This is a genomic window from Pseudomonas fakonensis, from assembly GCF_019139895.1.
GTDB classification, from domain to species: domain Bacteria; phylum Pseudomonadota; class Gammaproteobacteria; order Pseudomonadales; family Pseudomonadaceae; genus Aquipseudomonas; species Aquipseudomonas fakonensis.
Window position 1 is genome coordinate 5,394,942 of the sequence record NZ_CP077076.1, and the last position, 22,509, is coordinate 5,417,450.

Here is a 22,509-nt window from a genome sequence, read left to right on the forward strand (position 1 = left end):
CATCCTTGCCGGTCAGGGTGTAGTGGGCTGGCCGCCCGCCTGGGCGCCACGAATGATCTGCATGGCCGGGGCGCCAGCCACAGCCGCCGGGCCCGCCAGGGGCACCTGGGACAGCTGGCTGAAGCGGTAGAGCTCGCGGTTGGCGGCCTGCACCTGGGCACTGGCTTCGGTGCCCGACCAGTAGCGCGCCAACAGCCCTTCCTCGGCGCTGCGCACCGCCAGGCGCAAGGTGCCGGCCTGGGCCGCCAGCATCAGCCGGCTGGCCAGGGCCTGGGGCACGGCCAGGCCCACGGTGCGCACCACATTGCCGCCAAGCGACTGCTGCTCGCGGCGGGCCTTGAGCTCTTCGGCGGTTTGCGCCGGGCGGCCATCGTTGCCAAGGCCGGTCTGCTGGTCGACGCTGAGCACACGCAAGGCCGGCAACACCACCTGCGCCGAGGACTGCGGGTTGTTGTTCTCTTCACGCAAGAACAGCAGCACATCCACGTAGTCGCCGGGGCGCAACTGCCCACCGGCGCCGACCACATCGTCTACTGCCACGGCCACCGCGCGCTCGCCGGGGCGAATCATTCGCGCCAGCGGCCCACCGGCCTGAAAATTCGAGGCGTCCAGCCAGGTTCCGGGGGCCAGCGGGCGCGTGCTGCTGCGCCCGATCACCTGTTCTACCTGCTGGTAGGCGCCGGCAGGCACCACCTGAAGCTGTTCGACCAGCAGGTCGTCGGCGGTAATGGGGGTATCGGCCGGCACCGCCTTGCGCAGCACCACGATGGGGAAGCGCGCAGGTTCCGGTGAGGGCGCTGGCTGCGGCGGGGGGATTGGCGCAGGTTGCTCACCGGGGGCGGCCACCGGCACCGGCAAAGGCTCGGCCGGGCGGCTCAGGCGCAGGCCCCAGTAACCGGCCAGCAACGCGGCGAACAGGAACAAGCCAGCCAGAATCATGGTCAAGCGACTGCTCATTTGCGCCCTCCCTGTGCCCGGCCACATGCTGGCAAAAAGTAACTATTTGGCTATTTCACCCTAGCCGAGCCCTGCCAATTCGCCATTAAGTGACGGGCGATTTTCGAGCCACGAAATTGACGCACCGATAAAACAGAAACTTACAAGGGCTGGCGTTTACCCCTACTTTCCGACTATCACCTTGTTACATTTGCAGGCCGCCACAGGCGAGCGATGCTCTGATGGCAAAGGGGCATCAACTGAGCCGCCCCACTACCGGCGCACCCCGTGCGCAAGGAGCCTCGCCATGTTGCTGCAACAGATCTACCTGCACTGCAAAACCTTCCTTCAACGCAAGGATGGCGCCTCCGGTATCGAATACGCGGTCATCGCCGCCATGGTGGCGGTGGTGCTGGCCGGCTTCGTCACCCCCATCTCGGCCGAAGTCACCAACATCATGAACACCATCAAGACTGCCATCACACAGTGACCCCTTCGGGAGCTGCCCATGCCGACGTTGCGTCAACAGATACTGCTGGTGGACGACGAGGAAGAGGCCCTGGAGGAACTGGCTGAACTGCTGGAAAACCAGGGGTTCTGCTGCCACACCGCAAGTTCGGTGAGCGCTGCCTTGCAGCAGCTCACCCGCTACCCGGACGTGGCCCTGGTGATCACCGACCTGCGCATGCCCGAGCACAGCGGCATTGCGTTGATCCAGCGGCTGCGCGAGCACACGGCGCGCCAGCACCTGCCGGTGATCGTGATGTCCGGGCATGCCGATATGGATGACGTCAGCGACCTGCTGCGCCTGCAGGTGCTCGACCTGTTCCGCAAGCCGATCTACCACGCGCGCCTGCTGGAAACCCTGGATAACCTGTTCCCCAAACCGCTGCTGGAAGCTGTCAGGTAAAAAGCTGAAAAGCCTGTGCGGACGACAAGCAGTTACTGAGACTGTTGTTGCGCATGCAGGTACCGCTGAAATGAAGCGCCTGGTCAGCACCTCACCTGCAGCCTGCTGGTGAAAGCGCGAACGATGATGGCGATTGCTCCGGGCTCGCCGAGCAGTCGGTAGCGCGGTTGCACATAGCCGGCCTGGTCAGGGTTGGCGTAGTCCACGTCAACTCATCCACTCTTCTCACAACTGATAACTGAAGCTGAGGGTCAACCGCGGCCGGCGGTTGAGGCTGTCCAAGGCGATGTCGGACATCGGCTTGGCCACCTCGACGGCGATGTTGTAGTAGTGCATGTCGCCAAAGCGTACGCCCAGCGCAGCTGACGACATGCGCGCCTTTTGCACGTCCAGCTCGTTGAACCAGGCCTGGGCCGCGTCCAGCACCACATAGGGCTGCAGCACTTTCACCCAGGCACCGTCGCGCTTGAAGCTGTAGTTCAGCTCGTAGGCCAGCCCCCAGCCCTTGTCGCCGGAGGCCTGGTCGGTGGGGTAGCCGCGGCCGAAGTTCTGCCCGCCGAACACCGCCCGTTCGCTGTCGGGCAGGCTGTCGTTGCTCCAGTAGCCCGCCGCCGAGGCCACGCCCTGCCAGTTGTCGCTGAAGTTGTCGCTTTGCACCCCGGCCAGGCGCAGGCGCAAGAAGTCCAGGTCAAGGTCGGCGTTGCTGCGCGCGCCGAAGTGATCCAACCCCTGGTACACCCCGGCACTGAGAATGCGCAGGCGCCGCGCCTCGGCCTTGCGCCAGTCGCCTTCGAAGGACAACGCGCGGATGTCGGTCTGGCTGTCGAACTTCAAGGGTGCGCCAACCACCTGGTAGTCGATGCGGTCGTTGACCGCATAAAAGCGCCCGAGCACTTCGAGCCACTCGTTGGGCGATGCGATCAGCGGCTGGCTGAGGCCGATGGAATAACGCTCGTTCTCGCGGTGCTGGGTGAGATCGACGCCATCGCCCAGGCGAATCCGCGCGCTGGGGTCGCTGCGGTAACGTGACGCCGACAACTGCAGGCGCGTGCCCTCGTCATCGATGAACTGGCTGTAGTCGAGACGGTAGTAGTGTTCCTTGTCGTCCCCCGGCGGCGCCAGCACGCTGGCGCTCAGTTGCTCGCCAAAGCGCGTCTGGGCGTTGCTGTTGGCACCCAGCAGCGCCTGCAGGTCATCGCGGCTGCCGTCGTTGAGGCTCAAGGTGGTAGTGAAGGCTTGCCGCGCGGCTACCGCCACCAGGCGGGTAGCGCCATCGGTGGTACCCGGTGGCGGTACTTCGGCGCGGAAGGTCACGCCCGGGATGCGAGTGACCAGGCTGGTGTAGCGCTCGAAGGTCTTGCGGGTCAGCGGGCGCTCGGCCTTGAGCTTGTCCAGCAGGCGTTCGACATAGGCCCGGGACGAACCGATATCGCCCTCGACCTGGTAATCGCGGATGTACCCCTCCACCAGCACCACCCGCACCCGGCCCTCGGCAAAGTCCTGGGGCGGCAGGTAGGCGTAGGAGAGCAGGTAGCCGTCGTCCTGATAGCGCTGAGTCAGGCGCCGGGTCAGGTCGATCAGTTCGGCCAGGGAGGTCGAGTGGCCGATCACCGGCTGGTAGTGCTCGCGCAACTCGCCGAGCGGGTAGACCGTACCACCTTCGAAACGCACCTTGCGTACCTGCACCTGAGTGCTCATCAGCAGCGGTTGCTGCTGGGCTGCAGTGGGTGCCGGCACCTGCAGGCCCGGCGCGCCGGGACGGTAGGCATCCACCGGCAGGTTCGAGGTTGGCAGCCGGCGCTCGGTGTCGTTGCTGTTGAGAAAACTGGGCAGGGGTTCGGCGTGGGCCAGGCCGGCCCAGGAAAGCATTAAGATGGTCACGGCCAATGGGCGCATGCGGACACTCCATGATCCGGTGAAAGCCGGGGCGCCCCCGGCGCCCCTGATACTGCTACAAAGCGTAGGTGCTACGCCTGCGATCGGCCACTAGCGGTTGCCAGTCAGGCCTCCCAGCACACCACCCAGGCCGGTACCGCCGGCGGCGCCACCATTGACCAGCGTGCCGGCCTGGCCGACGGTGTTGCCCAAGGTGCCGACCGTGGTGCCGAGCTGGCTCACCACCGGGTTGGCGCTGGCACTGTTCAGTTGCGAGCCGACATTGCTCACCGCACCACCGACCTGATTGAGCAGCCCGGCCACCGGCGTACCCAGCCCGGTGCTGGCCCCCACTTGCTGGGTCAGGCTGGCCACGCCACCCACGACCGGGTTGAGCCCGCCGCCGACCTGTTGGGTCAGCGCCGCTACCGGAGCGCCTGCGGCCGTGTTGGTCACACCATTGCCGCCGAGCACCGTACCCAGGCTGGCCACGGTGTTGCCCACCTGCACGGTGCTGCCGGCTACACCACCCACGGCTGTATTACTGGTACCCGCGCCAAGGCCGCTACCCACCCCGGCGACTACGCCGCCGACGGTTTCCAGCAGGCCGGTACGGGCGCCGCCAGTGGTTGGCGACAAGCCCGCCGTGGTGCCAACCACGGTGCCCAGGTTGCTGACCAGTTGCCCTGCGGTATCGGTGACCGGGTTACCGTTACCCGCTTGTTTCACGTTCTGCCCGGTCTGGTCCAGGGCATTGCCGAGGCCATCAAGGGTTTGGTTCAGCGGGCCATTGAGGCCGGTCTGGCGGGTGGCGTTGGCGGCGGTGTTCTCCACCAGCGAGACCACCGGCACCAGCGCATCGCTGACGCCTTGGGTGGCACCGGCCAACGGGCCGCTGGTGCCCATCGGGGTCAGGGTGTCACCGAGCATGGTCACCGCTTGGCCAACCTGATTGACGCCCTGCCCGGCCCCGGCCACCACCTGGTTGACCAAAGGCACCTGCTCCACTGGCGAACCCGTCGCCAAAGCCTGCAGGCCCTGCCCCAGGCCGGACACACCGGTGCCCAGGTCCGCCGTGGCGGCGCCGACCACACCTACGGTGGTACCCACGGCATTATTGCCGGTACCCAGTTGGCCGAGCCCGTCGCTCAGGCCGCTGCTGACCGAGTTCAGCGCCGTGCCGGCGGAAGACACCAGCGCCCCGACGCCACCGGTCAACGCGGTGCTGCCGGCCACCGGCAGCGAGCCGATCACCTGGCCAAGGTTGCTGACCCCGTCGCCCAACCCCGACACCGTGGTGCCGAGCTGGTCGGCCACCTGTGCGACCACCAGGCCATTACCCACACTGCCATTGCCAGTGCCGCCACCGGTACCGCCGCCCGTGCCACCGCCAGTACCGCCGCCGCTACCGCCATCGCCGCCGCCGCTACCAGCAGTACCCGACGATGATCCATCCACTTCGCTGTGGTGCCCGCCGCCACCGCTGCTGCATCCCGCAAGGCCCAGCGCCATGACCATCGTCAGCGCCGTAGCCGCCTTCATCCACGCTTGCGTGTTCATGGGAAGACTCCTGCTGCTGGTTGTTATTGGAAATACGCGGCGTCGGATCACACCTGCGTACTCCTACAGTCAGCAGTGAAGTCCCCGGGGTTCGAAACCGATAGCTCCCAACTTGGTATTAACCCTGGCGGCAGGGGGCCAGTACGGGGTGAAAAGGTGCGGGGTTTCAGTGGGTTGGCGGGGCGGTGGAGGTGGGTATTACGAAGGGTGTAGCGCCAACAGATTAGTTACCTGGCCATCTGGGCGCCAAATACCTTTTCGCCGAACACCTGCCAGCCCCCCCCCCGATACCTTGAAAGGCATGAATACAAACCCTCCTCCCCCTCACTCCCCCACCTGAAACTCCACCCGCGCCGTCTCGCCACTTTCGTCCAGCGCACTCAACTCAACCCGCCCGGTCTGCTCGAAATGCACCTGCAAGCTGTCCTGCCCCTGGGTCTCGCCCAGCGGCTGGCCATTGACGAACCACCAGCGCCGGCCATTGCCACCCAAGGCCGACACCCGCAGTTGCAGCGGCTCGTGACTGGAGGCCGGGCGGCGCAGGTTGTCGCCCGGGCGCACGCCAATGATCGACAACGGTGGCGCCGTGGCCGCCACCTGCGGCGGGCAAGCCGGGTCAACGGCAGGCAGCCTTGCCGCCCGGCGCTCGGCGCGGGGCAACCAGGGCTCCAGCGGCGCCGGCCACAGGGCGATGTCACGGGCCACCGCGCCTGGGCAGCTGGCATCCACCCGCAGCCCATCGGCATTGACCCACACCTTGTCACGCAGCCCCAAGCCCAGCGGCTGGTCGGCAGCCTGCAAGGTCGGCGGCGTGGTGCCGTCGAGGGTCCAGGCAAAGCGCTGGCGCCGGCAGTTCGCATCCTGGCGGTTCATCGGCTGGCCCAACGGCCAACAGATTGCCGCCACCCCCACCGAGGCCGGCACAGGCTCCACTGGCACCTGGATACCGCGCTGCGCATCGCGGTTGCTGAGCAAGTCGTGCACCTGCAGCATCAGCGGCGCCGCCGAGGCCAGGCCGAACTGCCCCGGCACCGGTGTGCCATCCGGGCGGCCAATCCACACGCCGATCAGGTAACGCGGCCCGACCCCCACCGACCAGGCATCGCGAAAGCCATAGCTGGTGCCGGTCTTCCAGGCCAGTTGCGGGCGCTGCACCAGTTCGGCGTTGGGGTCGCGGTCTGGGCGTGCCAGGCCGCTGAGAATACGCCGGGTGATCCACGCCGAACCCGGCGACAACAGGCGCTGCTCGACCAGCGGATCCTGGGGTTGCAGGCGAATCTTCGCGCTGCGCCCTTCGCGGGCAAGCGCCGCATAGCCGCCTACCAGTTCTTCCAGGCGGCTGCCGGCACCGCCAAGAATCAACGAAAGGTTGGGCTCGGCCAGTGGCGGCAGCACCAGCGGCACCCCGCCCATGCGCATCTGCGCGGCAAAGCGCTTGGGGCCGTAGGCCTCCAGCAACTGCACCGCCGGCAGGTTCAGCGACAGCGCCAGCGCCGAGCTGGCCGATACCGGCCCGCTGAAGCCCATGGAGAAGTTGCCGGGCCGGTAGTCGCCGTAGCGCCGTGGCACATCCTGCAACAGCGACTCGGAATGGATCAGGCCGTCATCCATGGCCATGGCATAGAGAAACGGCTTGAGGGTCGAGCCCGGCGAGCGCAGGGCGTGAACCATGTCCACATGGCCAAAGCGGCGCGCATCGCCCAGGTCGATGGAGCCGAGGTACGCACGCACCGCCATGTTCTGCGTTTCCACCACCAGCAACGCCGCCGAGGTGCGCTCGGGCAAGCGCGCACGCCAACCCAGCAGCAGGTCTTCGAGCCGGCGTTGCAGGGCAGCATCGAGGGTGGTGCGGATCAGCGGCGGGCTGCCTGCGGTGTTCAGCCGCCGCGCCAGCAATGGCGCCAGCGCCGGCTCCTGGCGCGGGGCCAGCAGCAAGGGCTCCTCACGGGCCTCGGCAATGCGCGCTGCCGGCCACACCTGGTACTCGTCCAAGCGCTGCAGCACCTTGTCGCGGGCCCGCTGGGCGCGCTCGGGGTGACGGTCCGGGCGCAGCCGGCTGGGGGCCTGGGGCAGCACCGCCAGCAACGCCGCCTCGGCCGGGGTCAGGTGCAGCGGCGACTTGCCAAGGTAGGCCCAACTGGCCGCCGCCACCCCCTGCAGGGTGCCGCCGAACGGCGCGCGGTCGAGGTAGATCTGCAAAATCTCGCGCTTGGACAGGTGCCATTCCAGCTGCGCCGTGCGCCACAGCTGGCGCAGCTTTCCGGCCAGGGTGCGGTCGTGGGGGTCGAGCAGGCGCGCCACCTGCATCGACAGCGTGCTGCCGCCCGACACCACCCGCCCGCCACGCAGGTTCAGCCAGGCCGCCCGCGCCAGGGCCATGGGGTTGACCCCGGGGTGCTGGTAGAACCAGCGGTCCTCGTAGGCCAGCAGTGCCTCCAGGTACAGCGGCGACACCTCGTCCTGGCTGACCGGGTAGCGCCACACCCCCTCTGCATCGGCAAAGCGCCACAGCGGCGTGCCATCCTCGGCAAGCACCACCCGGGCCAGGTCATCGCCAGGCAGCGGCAATGGCCAGATGCGGTCGGCCAGCCACAACCCGGCGACGAGCAGCAGGCCGCCCAAGGTCGCGCGGCGCAGCATTCTTTTCAGGCGCGGGCGGGCTAAGCTTGGCATCGGGAACCGACCGGGTCGGGTGATGGCCAAAGGCTTGAAGTGTTCATCAGGAAGCAACCATGCAAGTAGAAGGTTTTTTCGATTGGCTGGGCCAGGTACTGGGCTCGGTGATCCGTTTCATCGTCGATGGCCTGAGCGGGTTGTTCAACCTGCTGGCCAACGCCGGTGGCAATTTCATCGACGGTCTGGCGCGCGCGCTGGGCATGGACACCTCGCTGGTGAGCATCCTTGCGCTGATCGTCGGCTTGATGCTGCTGTACTCGGCGGTGCGCGCGTTCATGCGCGCCTCGATCGTGCTCGGGATCATCTGGGCGCTGCTGGGGTTGTGGGTGTTGAGCTGGGTGGTGCATTGATCGACTGATACCCCATTCCCTGTAGGAGCCGGCTTGCCGGCGATGAGGCCGTCAGCCAGGGCAGCATCGCCTGGGCTGACGCCATCGCCGGCAAGCCGGCTCCTACAGGTGGGTGCATCAGGTCAGCGGGCGCGCACCGTCATCTCACCCTGGCTGTCCCCCACTGCCTGCAGGTTCGGCCGGTACATCGACTCCACCTGCGGCGGCGGAATGCGATAGCTGCCCGGGGTCACTGCACGGGCCAGGTACAGCAGGTGGGTGGTACCGTAGCTGTCCAGCTTGAGGGCGGCGACATAGCGGTCATCGCGGTACTCCTGGTGCACCACGCTGGCGTTCTGCATCGAGTCGCGCCACTGCTTCACCGCGCTGCTGGCGTTGTCCAGGCTGGCAGCGCTCTGGGCAAGGTTCTGGTTTTCCAGCTCCAGGCCCGCCGGCAGCAGGTCCACCACCAGCGCATCCGGCACGCGGTCCTGGGCCTTGAGCGCCAGGTGCACCAGCACCAGGTCGCCGCTGCGCAGGTTGCGCACATCCAGCGGCTGGCCATTCATGCCCAGGTACTCGCGGCGGATCTCCATGCCGTTGCCGCTGGCAGCCGGTGCCTGGCGCGGGTAACCGGACAGGGTCAGCTGCTGGTACAGGGTGTCGCTACCCTCGTTCTGTACGGTCAAGGGGGATGCCAGCAGCGGGCCTTCGAGCTTCATGCCCGAATCGGTGTTATTGAACTCGCGTACTTCACCGGCACTGTCCAGGCGCGCCTTCCAGTTGACTTCGGGTTTGCCCAGCAGGCCACGCCCGGCAAGGAACAGCGCATTGCGCTCCTGGGTCGACAGCCAGCGGTTGGCGGCCAGTTCATCAGACAGGCCGAACAGGCGCTGGTCGATCTGGTTGCCGGCCAGGTTGTTCTCCTGCAACAGCGCCAGGATCAGCGCCTGGTCACGCAGCGCGCTGCCGTAGTCGGCCATCCAGCCCTTGCTGCGGGTGATCGCAAGGCCGGCCTGCAGCGCCTGCTGCGAGCGTGGCTTGTCGCCCATCTTGTCCAGTGCCACCGCCAGTTGCACCAGCGGCAGGCCCGAGCGGGCGTCGGCGCGGCGCTCGAACAGGCTGCGCAGTGCGCCCAGCGGCGCCTGCTGGCTGCGGGCAAGCACCAGGCCGGCATAGGCCTGCACGGCGAAGCGGGTGTGGTCGGCGTTCTGGCTGTAGTCCACCTCGATCAGGTTGCGCTCCTGCACATAGCGCAGCAGGCGCTCGCTGGCCTTTTTCAGCACCTCGGCCGGCACGCCGTAACCTTGCTCGCGAGCGCGCAGCAGGAAGTCGGTGACATAGGCGGTCAGCCAGTACTCTTCCTCGCTGTCCGAACTCCACAGGCCGAAGCTGCCGTTGTAGCGCTGCATGCCCAGCAAGTGCTCGATGCCCATCTCGATCTTGCGCTTGCGCACATCGGCCGGCTCGCCCTTGATGCCTAGGCGCTTGAGGCTGTCGGCGTCGGCGTAAAGCGAGGGGTACAGGCCGCTGGTGGTCTGCTCCAGGCAGCCGTAGGGGTAGGCTTCAAGCGCGCGAATCTGCTCGGCCAGGTTCAGCGGTGGGCGGCTCGACAGGGCAAGGCTGGCTTCAAGGCCCGCGGGTTCGAACTCGGCCAGGTCGCTTTCCGGCAGGCTCCACGGCTGGTCTTTAAGGGCCACACGGTAGTGCTTGAGCATGGCCGGGTAGGCCGGGCGGATGCCCAGGGTCCATTCACGCTCGAAGGCGTTGGCCGGCTCGCCTGGCAGTTGCAGGCCATTGACCTGCACCTTCACCTTGCCCTGGCCCAGGCCGCCCTGGGCTTGTACCGGGATCATCAGGGTAGTGCGCTGGCCCTCGGCCAGGGTGATGCTCTGCTGGGCGTTGCCGGCAAGGTTGAGCTGGCCTTCGGTGCTCAGTTGCACGGTCAGTTGCTGGGCGCGGCCGGACAGGTTGGCCAGGTCCAGCGCCAGGCTGGTGCGGTCGCCGCCGGCCAAAAAGCGCGGCGCCGACAGCTCGGCGATCAGCGGCGCGGCCACCACGGTCTTGCCCTCGGCCATGCCGAAGTGTTCCTCGGTCCAGGCCTGGGCCATCAGGCGCAGCTCGCCGTTGAAGTCGGGGATATCCACCGTGGCCTGGCCTTCGCCCTTGTCATCCAGGGTGACCGGCAGGCTTTGCTGGGCAACGATGGTCACCGTGGTGTTGGGGCGCTTGCCGCCCTTGGCCATGGCTGCGTCACCACCGAAGGCCAGGCTGGCCAGGCGGCCCTGGCCGGCTTCGATCAGCTGGCCGTAGATGTCCAGTTGGTCGGCACCGTAGGCCTTGCGGCCGAACAGGCTGGCGAACGGGTCGGGGGTCTTGAAGTCGGTGATGTTGAGGATGCCCACGTCCACCGCCGACAACAGCACGTGGATTTGCCTGGGCACGCTGCCGTCGGCATTGGCGGCCTTGAACTTCACCGTCAGCGGCTGTTTAGGGCGCATTTTCTCCGGCGCCTGCAGGGTCACGGCAAGCTTGCGCTCGGCGCGCTCCAGCGGCAGGTGCAGCACACCCACGGCGCGTTTCGGGGTGGCGTTGGCCTTGCGCTCGCCCGGGCGGATCACCAGGGCACTGATGTACAGGTCGTGGCGCGCCCATTTTTTGTCCAGCGCAACGTCGAAGGTCTTGCCTTCGGCCGGTACGTCGATTTCCTGCCACCACAGCGGGCCATCGGCGGACTCGATCATCAGGTAGCCAGTGCCGGCAGCCGGCGGGGTGACGGTGACCTTGGCGGTGGCGCCATCGGCATACGCGGGCTTGTCCAGGGCGATCTTCACCTGGTCGGGGCGCACGGCGCCGCCTTCGGCGTTGTCCTGGGCGCGGTAACCGGCCCAGAAGCGCTCGCTGGAGACGATACCAGTCTGCGGGTCTTCCACCTCGACGCGGTACGGGCCCCACTCCACCTGGAAGTTCAGCTTGGCAGTGGAGCCGGCCTTGACGCTGATGGTCTGTTCATCCTGGGTGAGAAACTTCTCGTTGTAGTTGTAGCTCCAGCCATCGCTTTGCGAGTAGTTCCAGTAATAGTCGCGACGCTCGCGAATCAGCCGCACCTTGAGGTTGTCGGCGGCGAGCTTCTTGCCGTCGCGGTCAGCCAGCAGAAACTCGAATTCAACCGGGCCATCGCCGTCGGTCTCTTCACCGTCGAACAGGCCGCGCAGGCCCGGCAGGCGGTCGGCTGGCCAGATCGGTTGCTCAAGCCGGCGGGTGATGGGGCGGCCACCGGACTCCTGCAGGCTGGCCTGCACGGTCAGTTGCAGCGGCGAGCGGGCTTCGCTCCAGCGGCTTTCGATATCGATACGGGCCTTGCCGTTCTGGTCGAGGGTGACTTCGTCCAGCTCCAGGTCCTGGTTCAGCTCGGTTTCGGTCACGGCACCAAACTGGTAGCCGGGCAGCGCCTTGACCGCTTCGCGCAGCGGGCGCACGTAGGCCTGGCCGCTCAGGCGGTTGCCGGCGGCCGGGGCACCGTACAGGTAGCGGCCATTGACCTGGATGGTGGCGGTTTGTTCAGGCGACAGCGGCGTGCTGCTGCCCTTGAGCTCCAGCGCCAGGCGCTCGGGCAAGAAGTCCTCGACGAGGAATTCGTACACCTGCTTGCGCCCGCCGCCGAAGTCCAACAGCAGTTGCCAGCGGCCGGTGGGGGCTTCGCTGGCCAGTTGCAGCTGGTACTGGAACAGGCCGTTCGGGTCGGCCTCCCAGACAAACTTGCGGCTGACCTGCTCATCGGGGCGACGCACTTCCACATTCACCGGCTGGGCCTTGACCGGCTTGCCGTCCTGGTCACGCAGCAGGCCGTTGAGCAGCACTGTTTCGCCCGGGCGATACAGGTCGCGCGGGCCGAAAATGAAGAACTGCAGCGGGTTGGCCTGGGGGCCGGTGATGTCGAATTCGGCCAGGTCCAGGGCGGCGGTATTCAGCCGCAGCAGGGTGGTGTGCACCCCTTGCGTGGCGATCAGGGTATCAGCCTTGGCGGTGATCGGCAGTTGGGCGTGGCCGTCGCCATCGGTCTTGGCCTGGGCCAGCAGCTTGCCCTTTTCGTCGTGCAGCTCGAGGGTCACGCCATTGAGCGCCTTGCCGCCTTCCAGCGCCTGGGCGAACACGTCCAGACGGTCGCGGTAGCGGTGGGCCGACAGGCCGATGTCGCTCAGGGTGAACAGCGTTGCCGGCTGCGAATAGTCGTAGGTGCCCGAGGCGCGCATCACCGCCAGGTACACACCCGGCTCCTGCAGCGGCTTGATCCCGGCAATCGGCAGCAGTACGGTCTCGCGGGTGTTGCGCGCCGGGTTGAGGTCGAAGCGGCCACCGTAGACCAGGTCGGCCATCTCCAGGGTTTCTTTGGACTGGTAGTAGTACAGGCTGGAGTTGCGCCCCCAGTTGGCCAGGAAGGTCGAGAGCATCTCGGGTTTTACCCGGAAGAACTCGACATCGACCTTGTCGACGTTCAGCGCAATCACCGGCAGGCCTTCGGCAAGGCGCGTGGGCAGCAGCGAGCCGCGGCTGGCGAAGCCAATGGTGGGCTGCATGTCGCGGGTTTCGAAGCGGCTGACCGACTCGGCCTGCAGGCTGTTGCCGTTGACCGACAGCAGGCCCTTGTCGATGGTCAGGACCATCTTGCGCTGCGGCTCCAGGTGGCGCAGGCGCAGCTCCATCTGGTTGTCGGAGAGTTCCCAGGCGCCGTCGACCTTGCCTTTGACGGTGTCCACCAGGTGCAGCTTGCCGGCGAAGTCCTGGTTGGCGTCCAGTGGTGCAGACAGGCTCACCGACAGGGTGCTGGCGCCGTCCAGTTGCACCTCCGAGACGTCCAGCACCGTCAGCTCACGGCCGGCATAGCGCTTGGCGAGCACGGCCGGGTCTTCGCGCTTGGCAGCCGGTTTTTCGGCAGGCGCGGTGGCGGCGGGTTTATCTGTGGGCGCCGGTGGTTTGTCCGGCGTGGAAGAATCACAGGCACTGAGCAGGGCCAGCGCGCAGGCCAGCAACAATCCTTTGTTGAGCATTTGAGTGGGAACTCTTTGGCGGTGTGTACGTGAGGGCAGCAACTATAGCGCAAGGCCAGGCGGGTTACCTGGCTATGCGTGGCAAGTGAGACCCTGTTCGCGCGGTTTGGTTGCCTGGCCGGTACAATGCTTGCCCAATCGCGGGGCAAGCCCGCGCGCTCGCGATTGCCCCACTGTTCCGCTGGAGCCCGCATGCCCTCACTGTCCACCGCCTGGCAGCACCGCCCGACCCACCGCAAGGTCTGGGGCCTGGCCGCGCCGATGATCCTGTCGAACATCTCGGTGCCGTTGGTGGCCTTGGTCGACAGCACGGTGATCGGCCACCTGCCCCATGCCCACCAGCTCGGCGCGGTGGCGGTGGGCGCCACGTTGTTCACCTTCATGGTCGGGCTGATGGGCTTTTTGCGCATGGGCTCCACCGGCTTTGCCGCCCAGGCCGCCGGCCGCGCAGATGGCGCCGCGTTGCGCCAGGTGCTGGTGCAAGGGCTGTTGCTGGCGCTGGGCTTTGCCCTGCTGATCGGCCTGCTGGCCCTGCCCTTCAGCCAGCTGGCGCTGCATGCGATGCAACCGAGCGAGGCGCTGCATAGCGCCACCGAAGCGTTCTTCCATACCCGCCTACTGGGGCTGCCGGCAGCGCTGGCCAGCTATGCGCTGGTGGGCTGGTTCCTCGGCACCCAGAACGCCCGGGCGCCGCTGGCCATCCTGCTGACCACCAACCTGCTGAACATCGCCCTGAACCTGTGGTTCGTGCTGGGGCTGGACTGGGGCGTGGTGGGCTCGGCGCGCGCTTCGGTGATCGCCGAATGGAGCGCTGCGCTGCTGGGCCTGGCCCTTACCCGCCCGGCGCTGCGCGCCTACCCGGGGCGTATCGCCTGGGCGGCGCTCAAGCGCTGGCAGGCCTGGCGGCCATTGCTGGCGGTGAACCGCGATATCTTCCTGCGCAGCCTGGCGCTGCAACTGGTGTTTTTACTGATCACCGTGCAGGGCGCGCGCCTGGGCGAGGCCACGGTGGCGGCCAATGCGTTGCTGCTCAACGGCCTGCTGCTCACCGCCTACGCCCTGGACGGCCTGGCCCATGCAGTGGAGGCGCTGTGCGGCCACGCCATCGGCGCGCGCGACCGCGAAGCGCTGCAGCGCTCGCTGGTGGTGGCCTGTGGCTGGTCGCTGATCGTCAGCCTGGGCTTTGCCGGGCTGTTCCTGCTGGGCGGGCACCTGTTCATCGACCTGCAGACCGACATCGCCAGCGTGCGTGAGGCGGCCTACCCCTACCTGCCGTACCTGGCGCTGTTGCCGTTGATCGCGGTGTGGAGCTACCTGCTGGACGGGCTGTTCATCGGCGCCACCCGGGCGCGGGAAATGCGCAATGCAATGCTGGCTGCGGTGCTGATCGCCCTGCCCTTTGCGCTGGGGTTGAGCGGGTTGGGCAACCATGGGTTGTGGTTGGCGTTTCTGGGGTTCATGGCGTTGCGGGCGGCGACGCTGGGGTGGGTTGGCATGCGGTTGCACAAGAACGACCAATGGATTGGGTAGAGCTGGACTACAACGCCAAACACCTTGTTCATTGACGCTCGGCAAGCGCTGGTTGAAGACTGAAAGCCCCATGGACGGGGTTCACATCCAACCAATGAGCAAGGACCGTCATGTACCCACCTTCCGCCCCCGGAATCGAATATGCAAAATCCATGGGTTACTAGATCAGCGTTCATGGCGCTAAGCATTGTCGTGGTTGCACAAGCCCTGTGGATACTTGCCACGCGAGAAAACCGCCCATCCCTGGACCGGGTCATCACTACGACCGCCATTGGCCAGAACAGCGCCGTCTATGAAGTACTGAGCGACAGCGCCGGGGCCACGGTGGGCATGACTTACTTCTACTTCGTCCATGAAAAGGTCGACGACGAAAGCCAGTTGCTCACCCGTCTCGACCCCCGGTCCGCCTTTCTGGTTACCCGACAATCCAAGGCTGTCATTGCCGTGAATGGCACCCAGGTTCAGGCTCGTACCCAAGACACCGTGTATCGCTACTCAAGTCTCGTGGTACTGCACGAAGGCGAACTGGCCATACCGGTAACGGTCGACCTGGATAGCAAGATGGACCAGGCGACACCCCATGCACCTTGAACCCCTCGAATGAAAAAGCCCGCGATCAACGCGGGCTTTTTCATTCATCAGGACGACAGGTACGAAGACCGGGTCAGCCCCAACCGCAGCGCATCCAGGTACTGGGTACGCTCACGCGCGGTGATCTTGGCGCTGGCCACCTTGTCGCGGTAGTGGGTCATCAACTCCTCCGGCGACAGGTGCACGTAGCGCAGCATGTCCTCGATGGTGTCGTGGGTCTCGATACCAGCGTGGTACACGCTGCCGTCGGCGTTCTGGTAGATGTTCACCGAATCGGTGTCACCGAACAGGTTGTGCATGTCGCCGAGGATCTCCTGGTAGGCACCGACCAGGAACACGCCCAGCAGGTAGTCCTCGCCCTCTTTTACCGCATGCACCGGCATGCTGGTCTCGATGCTCTGCTCGTCGACGTACTGGTTGATCTTGCCGTCGGAGTCGCAGGTAAGGTCTTGCAGCACGGCGCGGCGCATCGGCTCCTCGTCCAGGCGGTGCAGCGGGATGATCGGCAGCACCTGGCCGATGGCCCAGGTGTCCGGCAGGCTCTGGAACACCGAGAAGTTGCAGATGTACTTGTCGGCGAGCTTGTCGTTGAGTTCGTCCAGCACCTGGCGGTGCGAGCGCTGGCGTGCCTTCAGCGAGTTGTGCAGGCGCCGGCACACGGCAAAGTAGCATTGCTCGGCCAGGGCTTTTTCAGCCAGGGTGAGCTTGCCATCGGCGTACTGCGCGGCCACGTCACCCATGTAGTGGGTGGCGCGCCAGTAGGTCTCGGTGACCATCTCGATGTCGGTAGGGCCAAGCAGGTCGGCCAGCCACTGCACGGTCTCGGGCAGCGCGTCCTTGTTCTCGATGGTCGGCACGTCGTCGTTGTGTTTCTCGACGTCGGTGACCTGGATTACCAGCATGGCGTGGTGCGCGGTCAGCGAGCGGCCGCTCTCGGAAAAGATGTGCGGGTGCGGCAGGCCCTGCGCGTCGCAGAACTCCTTGAGCATGCCCACCACCACGCCTGCGTAGTCGTCCATGTCGTAGTTGATCGAGCTGGCGTTGCGCGAGTGGGTACCGTCGTAGTCCACCCCCAGGCCGCCGCCGACATCGACATGATCGACCGGCAGGCCCAGCGCACGCAGTTCGCCGTAATAGCGAATGGCTTCCTTGAAGCCGTGCTGGTAGTCGGCCAGGTTGGCGATCTGCGAGCCCATGTGGAAGTGCAGCAGGCGGATGCCCTGGTCCAGGCCGGCATCGCGGAAGCGCTGCACCACCGAGATCAGCTGCGCGGCAGACAAACCGAACTTGGACTTCTCGCCACCGGTGTCAGCCCATTTGCTCGAGGCCAGCGACGACAGGCGCACGCGCAGGCCGACCTGGGGCTTGACCTTAAGCTCCGCAGCTTCTTCGATCACCAGGGCCACTTCGGACTCTTTCTCGATGACGATGAACACGTTGTGGCCAAGCTTCTGGCCCATCAGCGCCAGGCGGATGAATTCGCGGTCCTTGTAACCGTTGCAGACGATGGTGCCGCCCTTCGGCGCCAGCGCCAGCACGGCCAGCAGCTCGGGCTTGGAGCCGGCTTCAAGGCCGATGGACACGTTTTGCGTGGCGATGATGTTCTCTACCACCGCTTCCTGCTGGTTGACCTTGATCGGGTACAGCGCGGTGTACTGGCTCTGGTATTCCAGGCGCGCGATGTTGGCATCGAAGGCGCCGGTCAGCTGGCGCACGCGGTCCTGCAGGATGTCCGGGAAGCGCACCAGCAGCGGCAGCGACAGGCCGCTCTGGCGCAGCTCGTCGACCTGCTCGTACAGGTCGATCGGCGCGCTGTGCGGGCCATTGGGGCGCACTTCGACGCGCCCGGCTTCATTGATGGCGAAATAACCAGCGCCCCAATGGCGGATGCCGTAAACACTGCGGCTGTCGGCCACGGTCCATTGGCTACCATCGTCTTTGCGTGTGCGTCGTACGGACATTCAAGTCCCCCATAGAAAAGTCGAAGACACTGCCCCGCATGGGGCGGGCGCAGTGTAAAAGCTGAAAATGACGATTCGCCGTGTCCAAGATAGACCCTGGCCACGGCAACGAGTTTAGGCTTTGTACGAAAAGTGCCTGCGCGGGCGGATCAGCCGCCGGACTTTTTCGCCTTGAAGCCCTGTTTGGTCAGCTCACCGATCAGCAACTCGACATGGTCGCCCTGGATCTCGATGACCCCGTCCTTCAACGCACCGCCCGTACCGCAACGGCGCTTGAGGGTGGCGGCCAGTTCCTTGAGCTGGTCCGGTGGCAGCGGCACGCCGCTGACGGTGGTCACGGTCTTGCCGCCACGGCCTTTGCTTTCACGGCGCACACGGGCAATGCCGTCGCCTTCGGGAATGGTTTGCTGCTTGCAGGTGCAGGCGTCCACCGGCTGGCCACAGTCGGGGCAGTGCCGACCGGCATCGGTGGAATATACGAGACCGCCAAGGGCGGAAAAGGAAGAAGCTTTCTTGGCCACTTTTGATCCTCGGTGCTGAGGACAAAAACTGGTCGATCCCTGAGCCAGGGCCCGACCGCGAAGCCCCACTCTGGCAGGGGCGGCGCTACTGCCACAAAGCGTTGCGACAGCCCGAAAAGGGCGCGCAGTGTAACGATAAATCAGGCGGTTGCTAAGTACCGGATTGCGGCATTTTGCGCAGTTTTTGCGACCCACCCCGCTGTAGGAGCCGGCTTGCCGGCGATAGGGCCGGGCCTGCAAGCAAAGATCCAGGCCTTGTGCCAATGCTACCGGCCTCATCGCCGGCAAGCCGGCTCCTACAGACGTGTGTCGGCGTTCAGGCGAGGCTCGCCTGATAACGCTGCAACGCCACCAGCGAATCCGGGCAGTAGCGCAGTTTCTGGCTTTCCTGCTCGGCCTGGGCCACCGGCACGAAGCGCGCCTCCATCACCTCTTCAGGCTGCAGGCGCAACGGCCCGTCCCAGACCGCGGAAAACACCGCGCACCACAGCCGGTTGCCCGGCTGGTCGAAGTAGAACTTCTCGTGAAAGCGCAGCGGCACGCCGCCCACTCCCAGTTCTTCCTCCAGTTCGCGCGCCGCCGAGTCTTCGTAGCTTTCCCCGCAGGTCACCATGCCCCCTGCCGCCACATCCCAGTAGCCAGGGTACAGCGCCTTGCTCAAGGTGCGCCGGTGCACGCACAGCTCGCCTTTGCCGTTGAACAGCAGAATGAACGTGCAGCGCCCGATCAGGCCGCGCTCGCGCAGCTCGGCCCGTGGCAGGCCGCCAAGCGGCTGGTCGTGCTCATCCACCCAGGCGACCAGTTCGGCGTCAGAGGCCGCGCGGTGCGCGACCTCGGCAGGGCTGATGGGCATGTCAGCCCTGCGACAGCAGTTGGCGCAGGTCGATCACTGCGGCGTTGGCGCGGGAGATGTAGTTGGCCATCACCAGCGAGTGGTTGGCCCACATGCCAAAGCCGCTGCCGTTGAGCACCATTGGGCTCCACAGCGGCTCCTGCGAAGCTTCCAGCTCGCGGATGATCTGCCGCACGCTGACCGTGGCGTTCTTCTTCGCCAGTACATCGGCAAAGTCCACCTCGATGGCGCGCAGCAGGTGCGACAGCGCCCAGGCCTGGCCACGGGCTTCGTAGAACACGTTGTCGATCTGCAGCCACGGCGTCTCGACCACCTCTTCGTCCACCTGCAGAGCCTGGCCTGCGACCACGGTTTCGGTCTTCAGGTTGCTGTTGAGCTTGACCCGGCCGACGCTGGCCGACAGGCGCTGCGACAGCGAGCCCAGACGGGTGGCCACGTCACCCAGCCAGTTGTTGAGGTTGTCGGCGCGGGTGTAGAAGATCGCGCCCTGGTCGCCCTTGGCCAGGCGCACCTGGTAGCGGTTCAGCGACTTGATGCCCTCTTCGAACTCCGACTCGCTGGACGGCAGGATCCAGCTCTTGTTGTCGAAGTTGAAGCGCGGCTCGGCCTTGGCCAGGTCGGCGTCTTCGGTGGACTGCGACTGCGAACGGGCGAAGTCCTTGCGCAGGGCACGGGACAGGTCGCGCACCTGCACCAGCACGCCGTACTCCCAGCTGGGCATGTTGTCCATCCACAGGCCCGGCGGGAAGCGGTCGTTGGAAATGTAACCGCCCGGCTTGTCGAGCAGGGTGCCGGCGACGGTCTTGAGGGTCTCGATGGTGGTGTACCCCACGACCATCTGCTGGCCGTTGCGCTCGGCAGCGGCCTGGGCGTTCTGCTGCACCGGGAACAGCGCAGGCTCTTCGCTCCAGTACCAGCCAAGGCCGATGCACACCAGCAGGTACAGGCCGATCAGCGTGCCCAGGGCGCGGCTCCACAGGCCACCGAGGTAGCTGCGGGTGGCAGAGGTACGGGTTTCGGCCCGCTCACGGGGCTCGGCTTTGGCCTCGCGGTTTTTCCAGTCCAGCATGGCGTTGTCCTTGATCAGTCATGACAGGTTCAGGGGCTTTGACCACAGCCCATGGCCAGGGTGCCACGGCAAGCCCGCGTGCCAGCACTATAAAGCAGACGTCGCCTTTCGTATAAGCGACCAACTGGTCATTAACTGAATAATGGTCCCGGGGCACTTTGTTGACGCCAGGCACTCGCTTGTCGGAAAAGCAGTGCTAGCATAGAGCCATCATCGAACCTGCACCCCTCCTCTAATAAGTAGTCAGGACATGACCCAGCCAGCCGAGCCGAGCCACGAGCGCCTCAAGCAGCACTTCGCCCAACGGGTCATCCATCAGGCCCGGCAGATTCTCGAGATCTGGCAGCGCCTGCAACGTGGCGAATGGTCGAGCGCCGACCTGGGCGAGCTGTGCGAAGCCAACCTGCGCCTGCAACGCTACGCCGAACGCTTCGAACAGCCCGAGCACGGCAGCCTGTCGCAGGCCATCGGCAACACGCTGCGGGCCATCGAGGCCAACAGCGCGCGGCTGAACTCCGAACTGATCGGCGAACTCAACCGCCTGATGCAACGCCTGTCGCGCACCGGCCTGCGCAAGGGCGACCAACTCGACAACGTGCCCCTGCCGCCACTGCGCAAACCGGTGTACATCGTGCTGCAGGATCACGACCGCGCCGAACGCCTGGCCCAGCAGCTGGAGTTCTTCGGCTTGGGCGTGCAGGCGCTGTACAGCACCGAAGCGTTCCAGGCGTCGATGAGCGAGCGGCTGCCATCAGCCATCGTCATGGACGTCGACTTCAGCGGCCCGGGCGTCGGCCTGCAACTGGCAGCCCAGGCCCAGCAAGGGCTGGAGCAGCACATCCCGCTGCTGTTCTTCAGCCTGCACGAAACCGACACCACCACCCGCCTGGCAGCGGTGCGCGCAGGCGGCCAGGAGTTTCTCACCGGCACCCTGGAAGCCTCGAGCCTGCTTGAGAAGGTCGAGCTGCTGACCAGCGCCACCCAGTACGAGCCGTTTCGCGTGCTGGTGATCGACGACTCCCGCGCCCAGGCCCTGCACACCGAACGCACGCTCAACAGCGCCGGCATCATCACCCGCACCCTCACCGAGCCGATCCGCACCATGAGCGAGCTGGCGGACTTCCAGCCCGACCTGATCATCCTCGACATGTACATGCCCGAGTGCACCGGCACCGAGCTTGCCAAGGTGATCCGCCACAACGACCGCTATGTCAGCGTGCCAATCATCTACCTGTCGGCCGAGGACGACCTGGACAAGCAGCTGGATGCCATGAGCGAGGGCGGCGACGACTTTCTCACCAAGCCGATCCGCGCCCGCCACCTGGTCACCACCGTGCGCAACCGCGCCGCCCGCGCCCGCCACCTCAAGGCGCGCATGGTCCGCGACAGCCTTACCGGGCTGTACAACCACACCCATATCCTGCAACTGCTCGAGGACTGCAGCTTCCGCGCCCGCCGCGAAGCGCAGCCACTGAGCTTTGCCATGCTCGACATCGACCACTTCAAGAAGATCAACGACCGCCACGGCCACCCCATGGGCGACCGGGTAATCAAAAGCCTGGCGCTGTTTCTCAAGCAGCGCCTGCGCAAGACCGACTTCATCGGCCGCTACGGCGGCGAGGAATTCGCCATCGTCATGCCCAACACCACGCTGGAAGCGGCGCACAAGGTGCTGGACGAGATCCGCCGGCGCTTCGCCGAGATCCACTACCCGGCCCAGCCCCACGACCTGCAATGCACCTTCAGCGCCGGGGTGGTGCAACTGGACGGCGAGCTGGATGCACCGAGCATGGCCAGCGCGGCTGACGAGGCGCTGTACCGGGCCAAGCATGCCGGGCGCAACTGCGTGGTGCGGGTGGATCTTTAAACCGGTCACACCGCGTTGATCCAACGCGGTCCCTGTAGGAGCGGCCTTGTGCCGCGAAAGGGCTGCGTAGCGGCCCCGGCAATATTTGCTGCGAAGCTCAAAAACCTGGGGCCGCTGCGCGCCCCTTTCGCGGCACAAGGCCGCTCCTACAAGGGTGCGAACCGAGCATTGGCGAATCATACCGGCACAGTGCCACTTTTTTATGGCGCCAAGCCCCCGTCGTCATCACCTCGTCACAAAACAGCAATAACTTCAGGCCCTGACCTCTCCACTCCCCGCAGGAAGTTCGCGGCTATGCGCCTGAAGTGGCTGACCAATTTCAATACCCTGTTGCTGGTAACCGTGTGTATCGCCCTGGGCGTGACCCTGTGGTGGTCGCAACGCGCCCTCGAACGCCCCTACCAGTTGATGGAGCGCTACCTGGCCCTGTCCCAGCAATTCCAGAACGAAGGCGCGCGCAATATCCAGGCGTACCTGAACAGCGGTGACGCCTTGCGCCATTCTGCAGCGATGGAGGCCAATACCCGTCTGCAAGCCGCCTTGGCCGACTGGCCGGACGAGCTGGCCGGCAAGCTGCGCCCAAGCCTGGACAGCCTGCAAGCCTTCACCGGCAACGAGCTGCTGGCCGCCGGCAAGCTGGCCGGCGACCCGCAGGCCCTGTTGCTGCAGGCCGAGCGTGAGCTGGGGGCGAACTTCGAGCAACTGGCCAGCTACGCCCGCGACAGCGGCAGCAGCGAGGCCCACCGCTACCTCACCCCGCTGTTCGACGCCGCCCTGCACCTG

The 22,509-nt window shown here is 66.0% G+C and carries 15 protein-coding genes; 6 read left to right on the plus strand and 9 right to left on the minus strand.

The window, feature by feature from the left end:
* Positions 1-12 precede the first annotated feature (12 nt).
* On the minus strand, positions 13-957 hold the full coding sequence (cpaB, locus tag KSS94_RS23805) for a Flp pilus assembly protein CpaB (RefSeq protein WP_217840482.1): 945 nt from the start codon (positions 955-957) through the stop codon (positions 13-15).
* Positions 958-1,243: 286 nt separating this feature from the next.
* Here cpaB and KSS94_RS23810 point away from each other — a divergent pair, with 286 nt between their 5' ends.
* Both KSS94_RS23810 and KSS94_RS23815 read left to right on the plus strand, forming a co-directional pair.
* Positions 1,244-1,426 carry a Flp family type IVb pilin gene (locus tag KSS94_RS23810; protein ID WP_217840483.1) on the plus strand — a complete coding sequence of 61 codons (183 nt, stop codon included), beginning with the start codon at positions 1,244-1,246 and terminating at the stop codon, positions 1,424-1,426.
* A gap of 18 nt (positions 1,427-1,444) precedes the next feature.
* Positions 1,445-1,846, plus strand: coding sequence for a response regulator (locus KSS94_RS23815; RefSeq protein WP_437179982.1), 402 nt, complete (start codon positions 1,445-1,447; stop codon positions 1,844-1,846).
* 225 nt (positions 1,847-2,071) lie between these two features.
* On the opposite strand, the gene KSS94_RS23820 is transcribed toward KSS94_RS23815, so the two are convergent.
* From KSS94_RS23820 to pbpC, 3 genes are all read right to left on the minus strand, one after another.
* Entirely contained in the window at positions 2,072-3,742 is a 1,671-nt protein-coding gene (locus KSS94_RS23820) for a ShlB/FhaC/HecB family hemolysin secretion/activation protein (protein WP_217840484.1), read from the minus strand.
* Between the two features lie 90 nt (positions 3,743-3,832).
* A complete protein-coding gene (locus KSS94_RS23825; RefSeq protein WP_217840485.1) occupies positions 3,833-5,281 on the minus strand; it encodes a collagen-like triple helix repeat-containing protein in 1,449 nt (482 codons plus the stop codon).
* 324 nt (positions 5,282-5,605) lie between these two features.
* On the minus strand, positions 5,606-7,954 hold the full coding sequence (gene pbpC / locus KSS94_RS23830; protein WP_217840486.1) for a peptidoglycan glycosyltransferase PbpC: 2,349 nt from the start codon (positions 7,952-7,954) through the stop codon (positions 5,606-5,608).
* 59 nt (positions 7,955-8,013) lie between these two features.
* On the opposite strand from pbpC, the gene KSS94_RS23835 reads away from it, so the two are divergent.
* Positions 8,014-8,307 carry a hypothetical protein gene (locus KSS94_RS23835; protein ID WP_217840487.1) on the plus strand — a complete coding sequence of 98 codons (294 nt, stop codon included), beginning with the start codon at positions 8,014-8,016 and terminating at the stop codon, positions 8,305-8,307.
* A 122-nt stretch (positions 8,308-8,429) separates the two neighbouring features.
* Here KSS94_RS23835 and KSS94_RS23840 read toward each other — a convergent pair whose 3' ends face one another.
* Positions 8,430-13,334, minus strand: a complete 4,905-nt coding sequence (locus KSS94_RS23840; RefSeq protein ID WP_217840488.1) for an alpha-2-macroglobulin family protein — start codon at positions 13,332-13,334, stop codon at positions 8,430-8,432.
* 192 nt (positions 13,335-13,526) lie between these two features.
* Between KSS94_RS23840 and KSS94_RS23845 the strand changes: the two genes are divergently transcribed.
* Both KSS94_RS23845 and KSS94_RS23850 read left to right on the plus strand, forming a co-directional pair.
* Positions 13,527-14,864: an MATE family efflux transporter gene (locus KSS94_RS23845; protein ID WP_217840489.1), complete on the plus strand. Its 1,338-nt coding sequence runs from the start codon at positions 13,527-13,529 to the stop codon at positions 14,862-14,864.
* A gap of 174 nt (positions 14,865-15,038) precedes the next feature.
* Positions 15,039-15,455 carry a hypothetical protein gene (locus KSS94_RS23850; RefSeq protein WP_217840490.1) on the plus strand — a complete coding sequence of 139 codons (417 nt, stop codon included), beginning with the start codon at positions 15,039-15,041 and terminating at the stop codon, positions 15,453-15,455.
* Between the two features lie 47 nt (positions 15,456-15,502).
* On the opposite strand, the gene speA is transcribed toward KSS94_RS23850, so the two are convergent.
* From speA to KSS94_RS23870, 4 genes are all read right to left on the minus strand, one after another.
* Positions 15,503-17,416, minus strand: coding sequence for an arginine decarboxylase (speA, locus tag KSS94_RS23855; protein WP_217840491.1), 1,914 nt, complete (start codon positions 17,414-17,416; stop codon positions 15,503-15,505).
* A 149-nt stretch (positions 17,417-17,565) separates the two neighbouring features.
* Positions 17,566-17,937: a translation initiation factor Sui1 gene (locus KSS94_RS23860; protein WP_217840492.1), complete on the minus strand. Its 372-nt coding sequence runs from the start codon at positions 17,935-17,937 to the stop codon at positions 17,566-17,568.
* A gap of 316 nt (positions 17,938-18,253) precedes the next feature.
* Positions 18,254-18,790 carry an NUDIX hydrolase gene (locus tag KSS94_RS23865; RefSeq protein ID WP_217840493.1) on the minus strand — a complete coding sequence of 179 codons (537 nt, stop codon included), beginning with the start codon at positions 18,788-18,790 and terminating at the stop codon, positions 18,254-18,256.
* A 1-nt stretch (position 18,791) separates the two neighbouring features.
* On the minus strand, positions 18,792-19,859 hold the full coding sequence (locus tag KSS94_RS23870; protein WP_217840494.1) for a DUF2333 family protein: 1,068 nt from the start codon (positions 19,857-19,859) through the stop codon (positions 18,792-18,794).
* Between the two features lie 250 nt (positions 19,860-20,109).
* Here KSS94_RS23870 and KSS94_RS23875 point away from each other — a divergent pair, with 250 nt between their 5' ends.
* The gene (locus KSS94_RS23875; RefSeq protein WP_217840495.1) at positions 20,110-21,726 is read left to right on the plus strand and encodes a response regulator; all 1,617 of its coding nucleotides are present in this window, start codon (positions 20,110-20,112) and stop codon (positions 21,724-21,726) included.
* Positions 21,727-22,509 lie beyond the last annotated feature (783 nt).

Excerpts from the sequence above, each read along its gene's own strand:
- cpaB (WP_217840482.1), bottom strand. The coding sequence starts at position 957 with ATGAGCAGTCGCTTGACCATGATTCTGGCTGGCTTGTTCCTGTTCGCC.
- KSS94_RS23810 (WP_217840483.1), top strand. The coding sequence starts at position 1,244 with ATGTTGCTGCAACAGATCTACCTGCACTGCAAAACCTTCCTTCAACGC.
- KSS94_RS23815 (WP_437179982.1), top strand. The coding sequence starts at position 1,445 with ATGCCGACGTTGCGTCAACAGATACTGCTGGTGGACGACGAGGAAGAG.
- KSS94_RS23820 (WP_217840484.1), bottom strand. The coding sequence starts at position 3,742 with ATGCGCCCATTGGCCGTGACCATCTTAATGCTTTCCTGGGCCGGCCTG.
- KSS94_RS23825 (WP_217840485.1), bottom strand. The coding sequence starts at position 5,281 with ATGAACACGCAAGCGTGGATGAAGGCGGCTACGGCGCTGACGATGGTC.
- pbpC (WP_217840486.1), bottom strand. The coding sequence starts at position 7,954 with ATGCCAAGCTTAGCCCGCCCGCGCCTGAAAAGAATGCTGCGCCGCGCG.
- KSS94_RS23835 (WP_217840487.1), top strand. The coding sequence starts at position 8,014 with ATGCAAGTAGAAGGTTTTTTCGATTGGCTGGGCCAGGTACTGGGCTCG.
- KSS94_RS23840 (WP_217840488.1), bottom strand. The coding sequence starts at position 13,334 with ATGCTCAACAAAGGATTGTTGCTGGCCTGCGCGCTGGCCCTGCTCAGT.
- KSS94_RS23845 (WP_217840489.1), top strand. The coding sequence starts at position 13,527 with ATGCCCTCACTGTCCACCGCCTGGCAGCACCGCCCGACCCACCGCAAG.
- KSS94_RS23850 (WP_217840490.1), top strand. The coding sequence starts at position 15,039 with ATGGCGCTAAGCATTGTCGTGGTTGCACAAGCCCTGTGGATACTTGCC.
- speA (WP_217840491.1), bottom strand. The coding sequence starts at position 17,416 with ATGTCCGTACGACGCACACGCAAAGACGATGGTAGCCAATGGACCGTG.
- KSS94_RS23865 (WP_217840493.1), bottom strand. The coding sequence starts at position 18,790 with ATGCCCATCAGCCCTGCCGAGGTCGCGCACCGCGCGGCCTCTGACGCC.
- KSS94_RS23870 (WP_217840494.1), bottom strand. The coding sequence starts at position 19,859 with ATGCTGGACTGGAAAAACCGCGAGGCCAAAGCCGAGCCCCGTGAGCGG.
- KSS94_RS23875 (WP_217840495.1), top strand. The coding sequence starts at position 20,110 with ATGACCCAGCCAGCCGAGCCGAGCCACGAGCGCCTCAAGCAGCACTTC.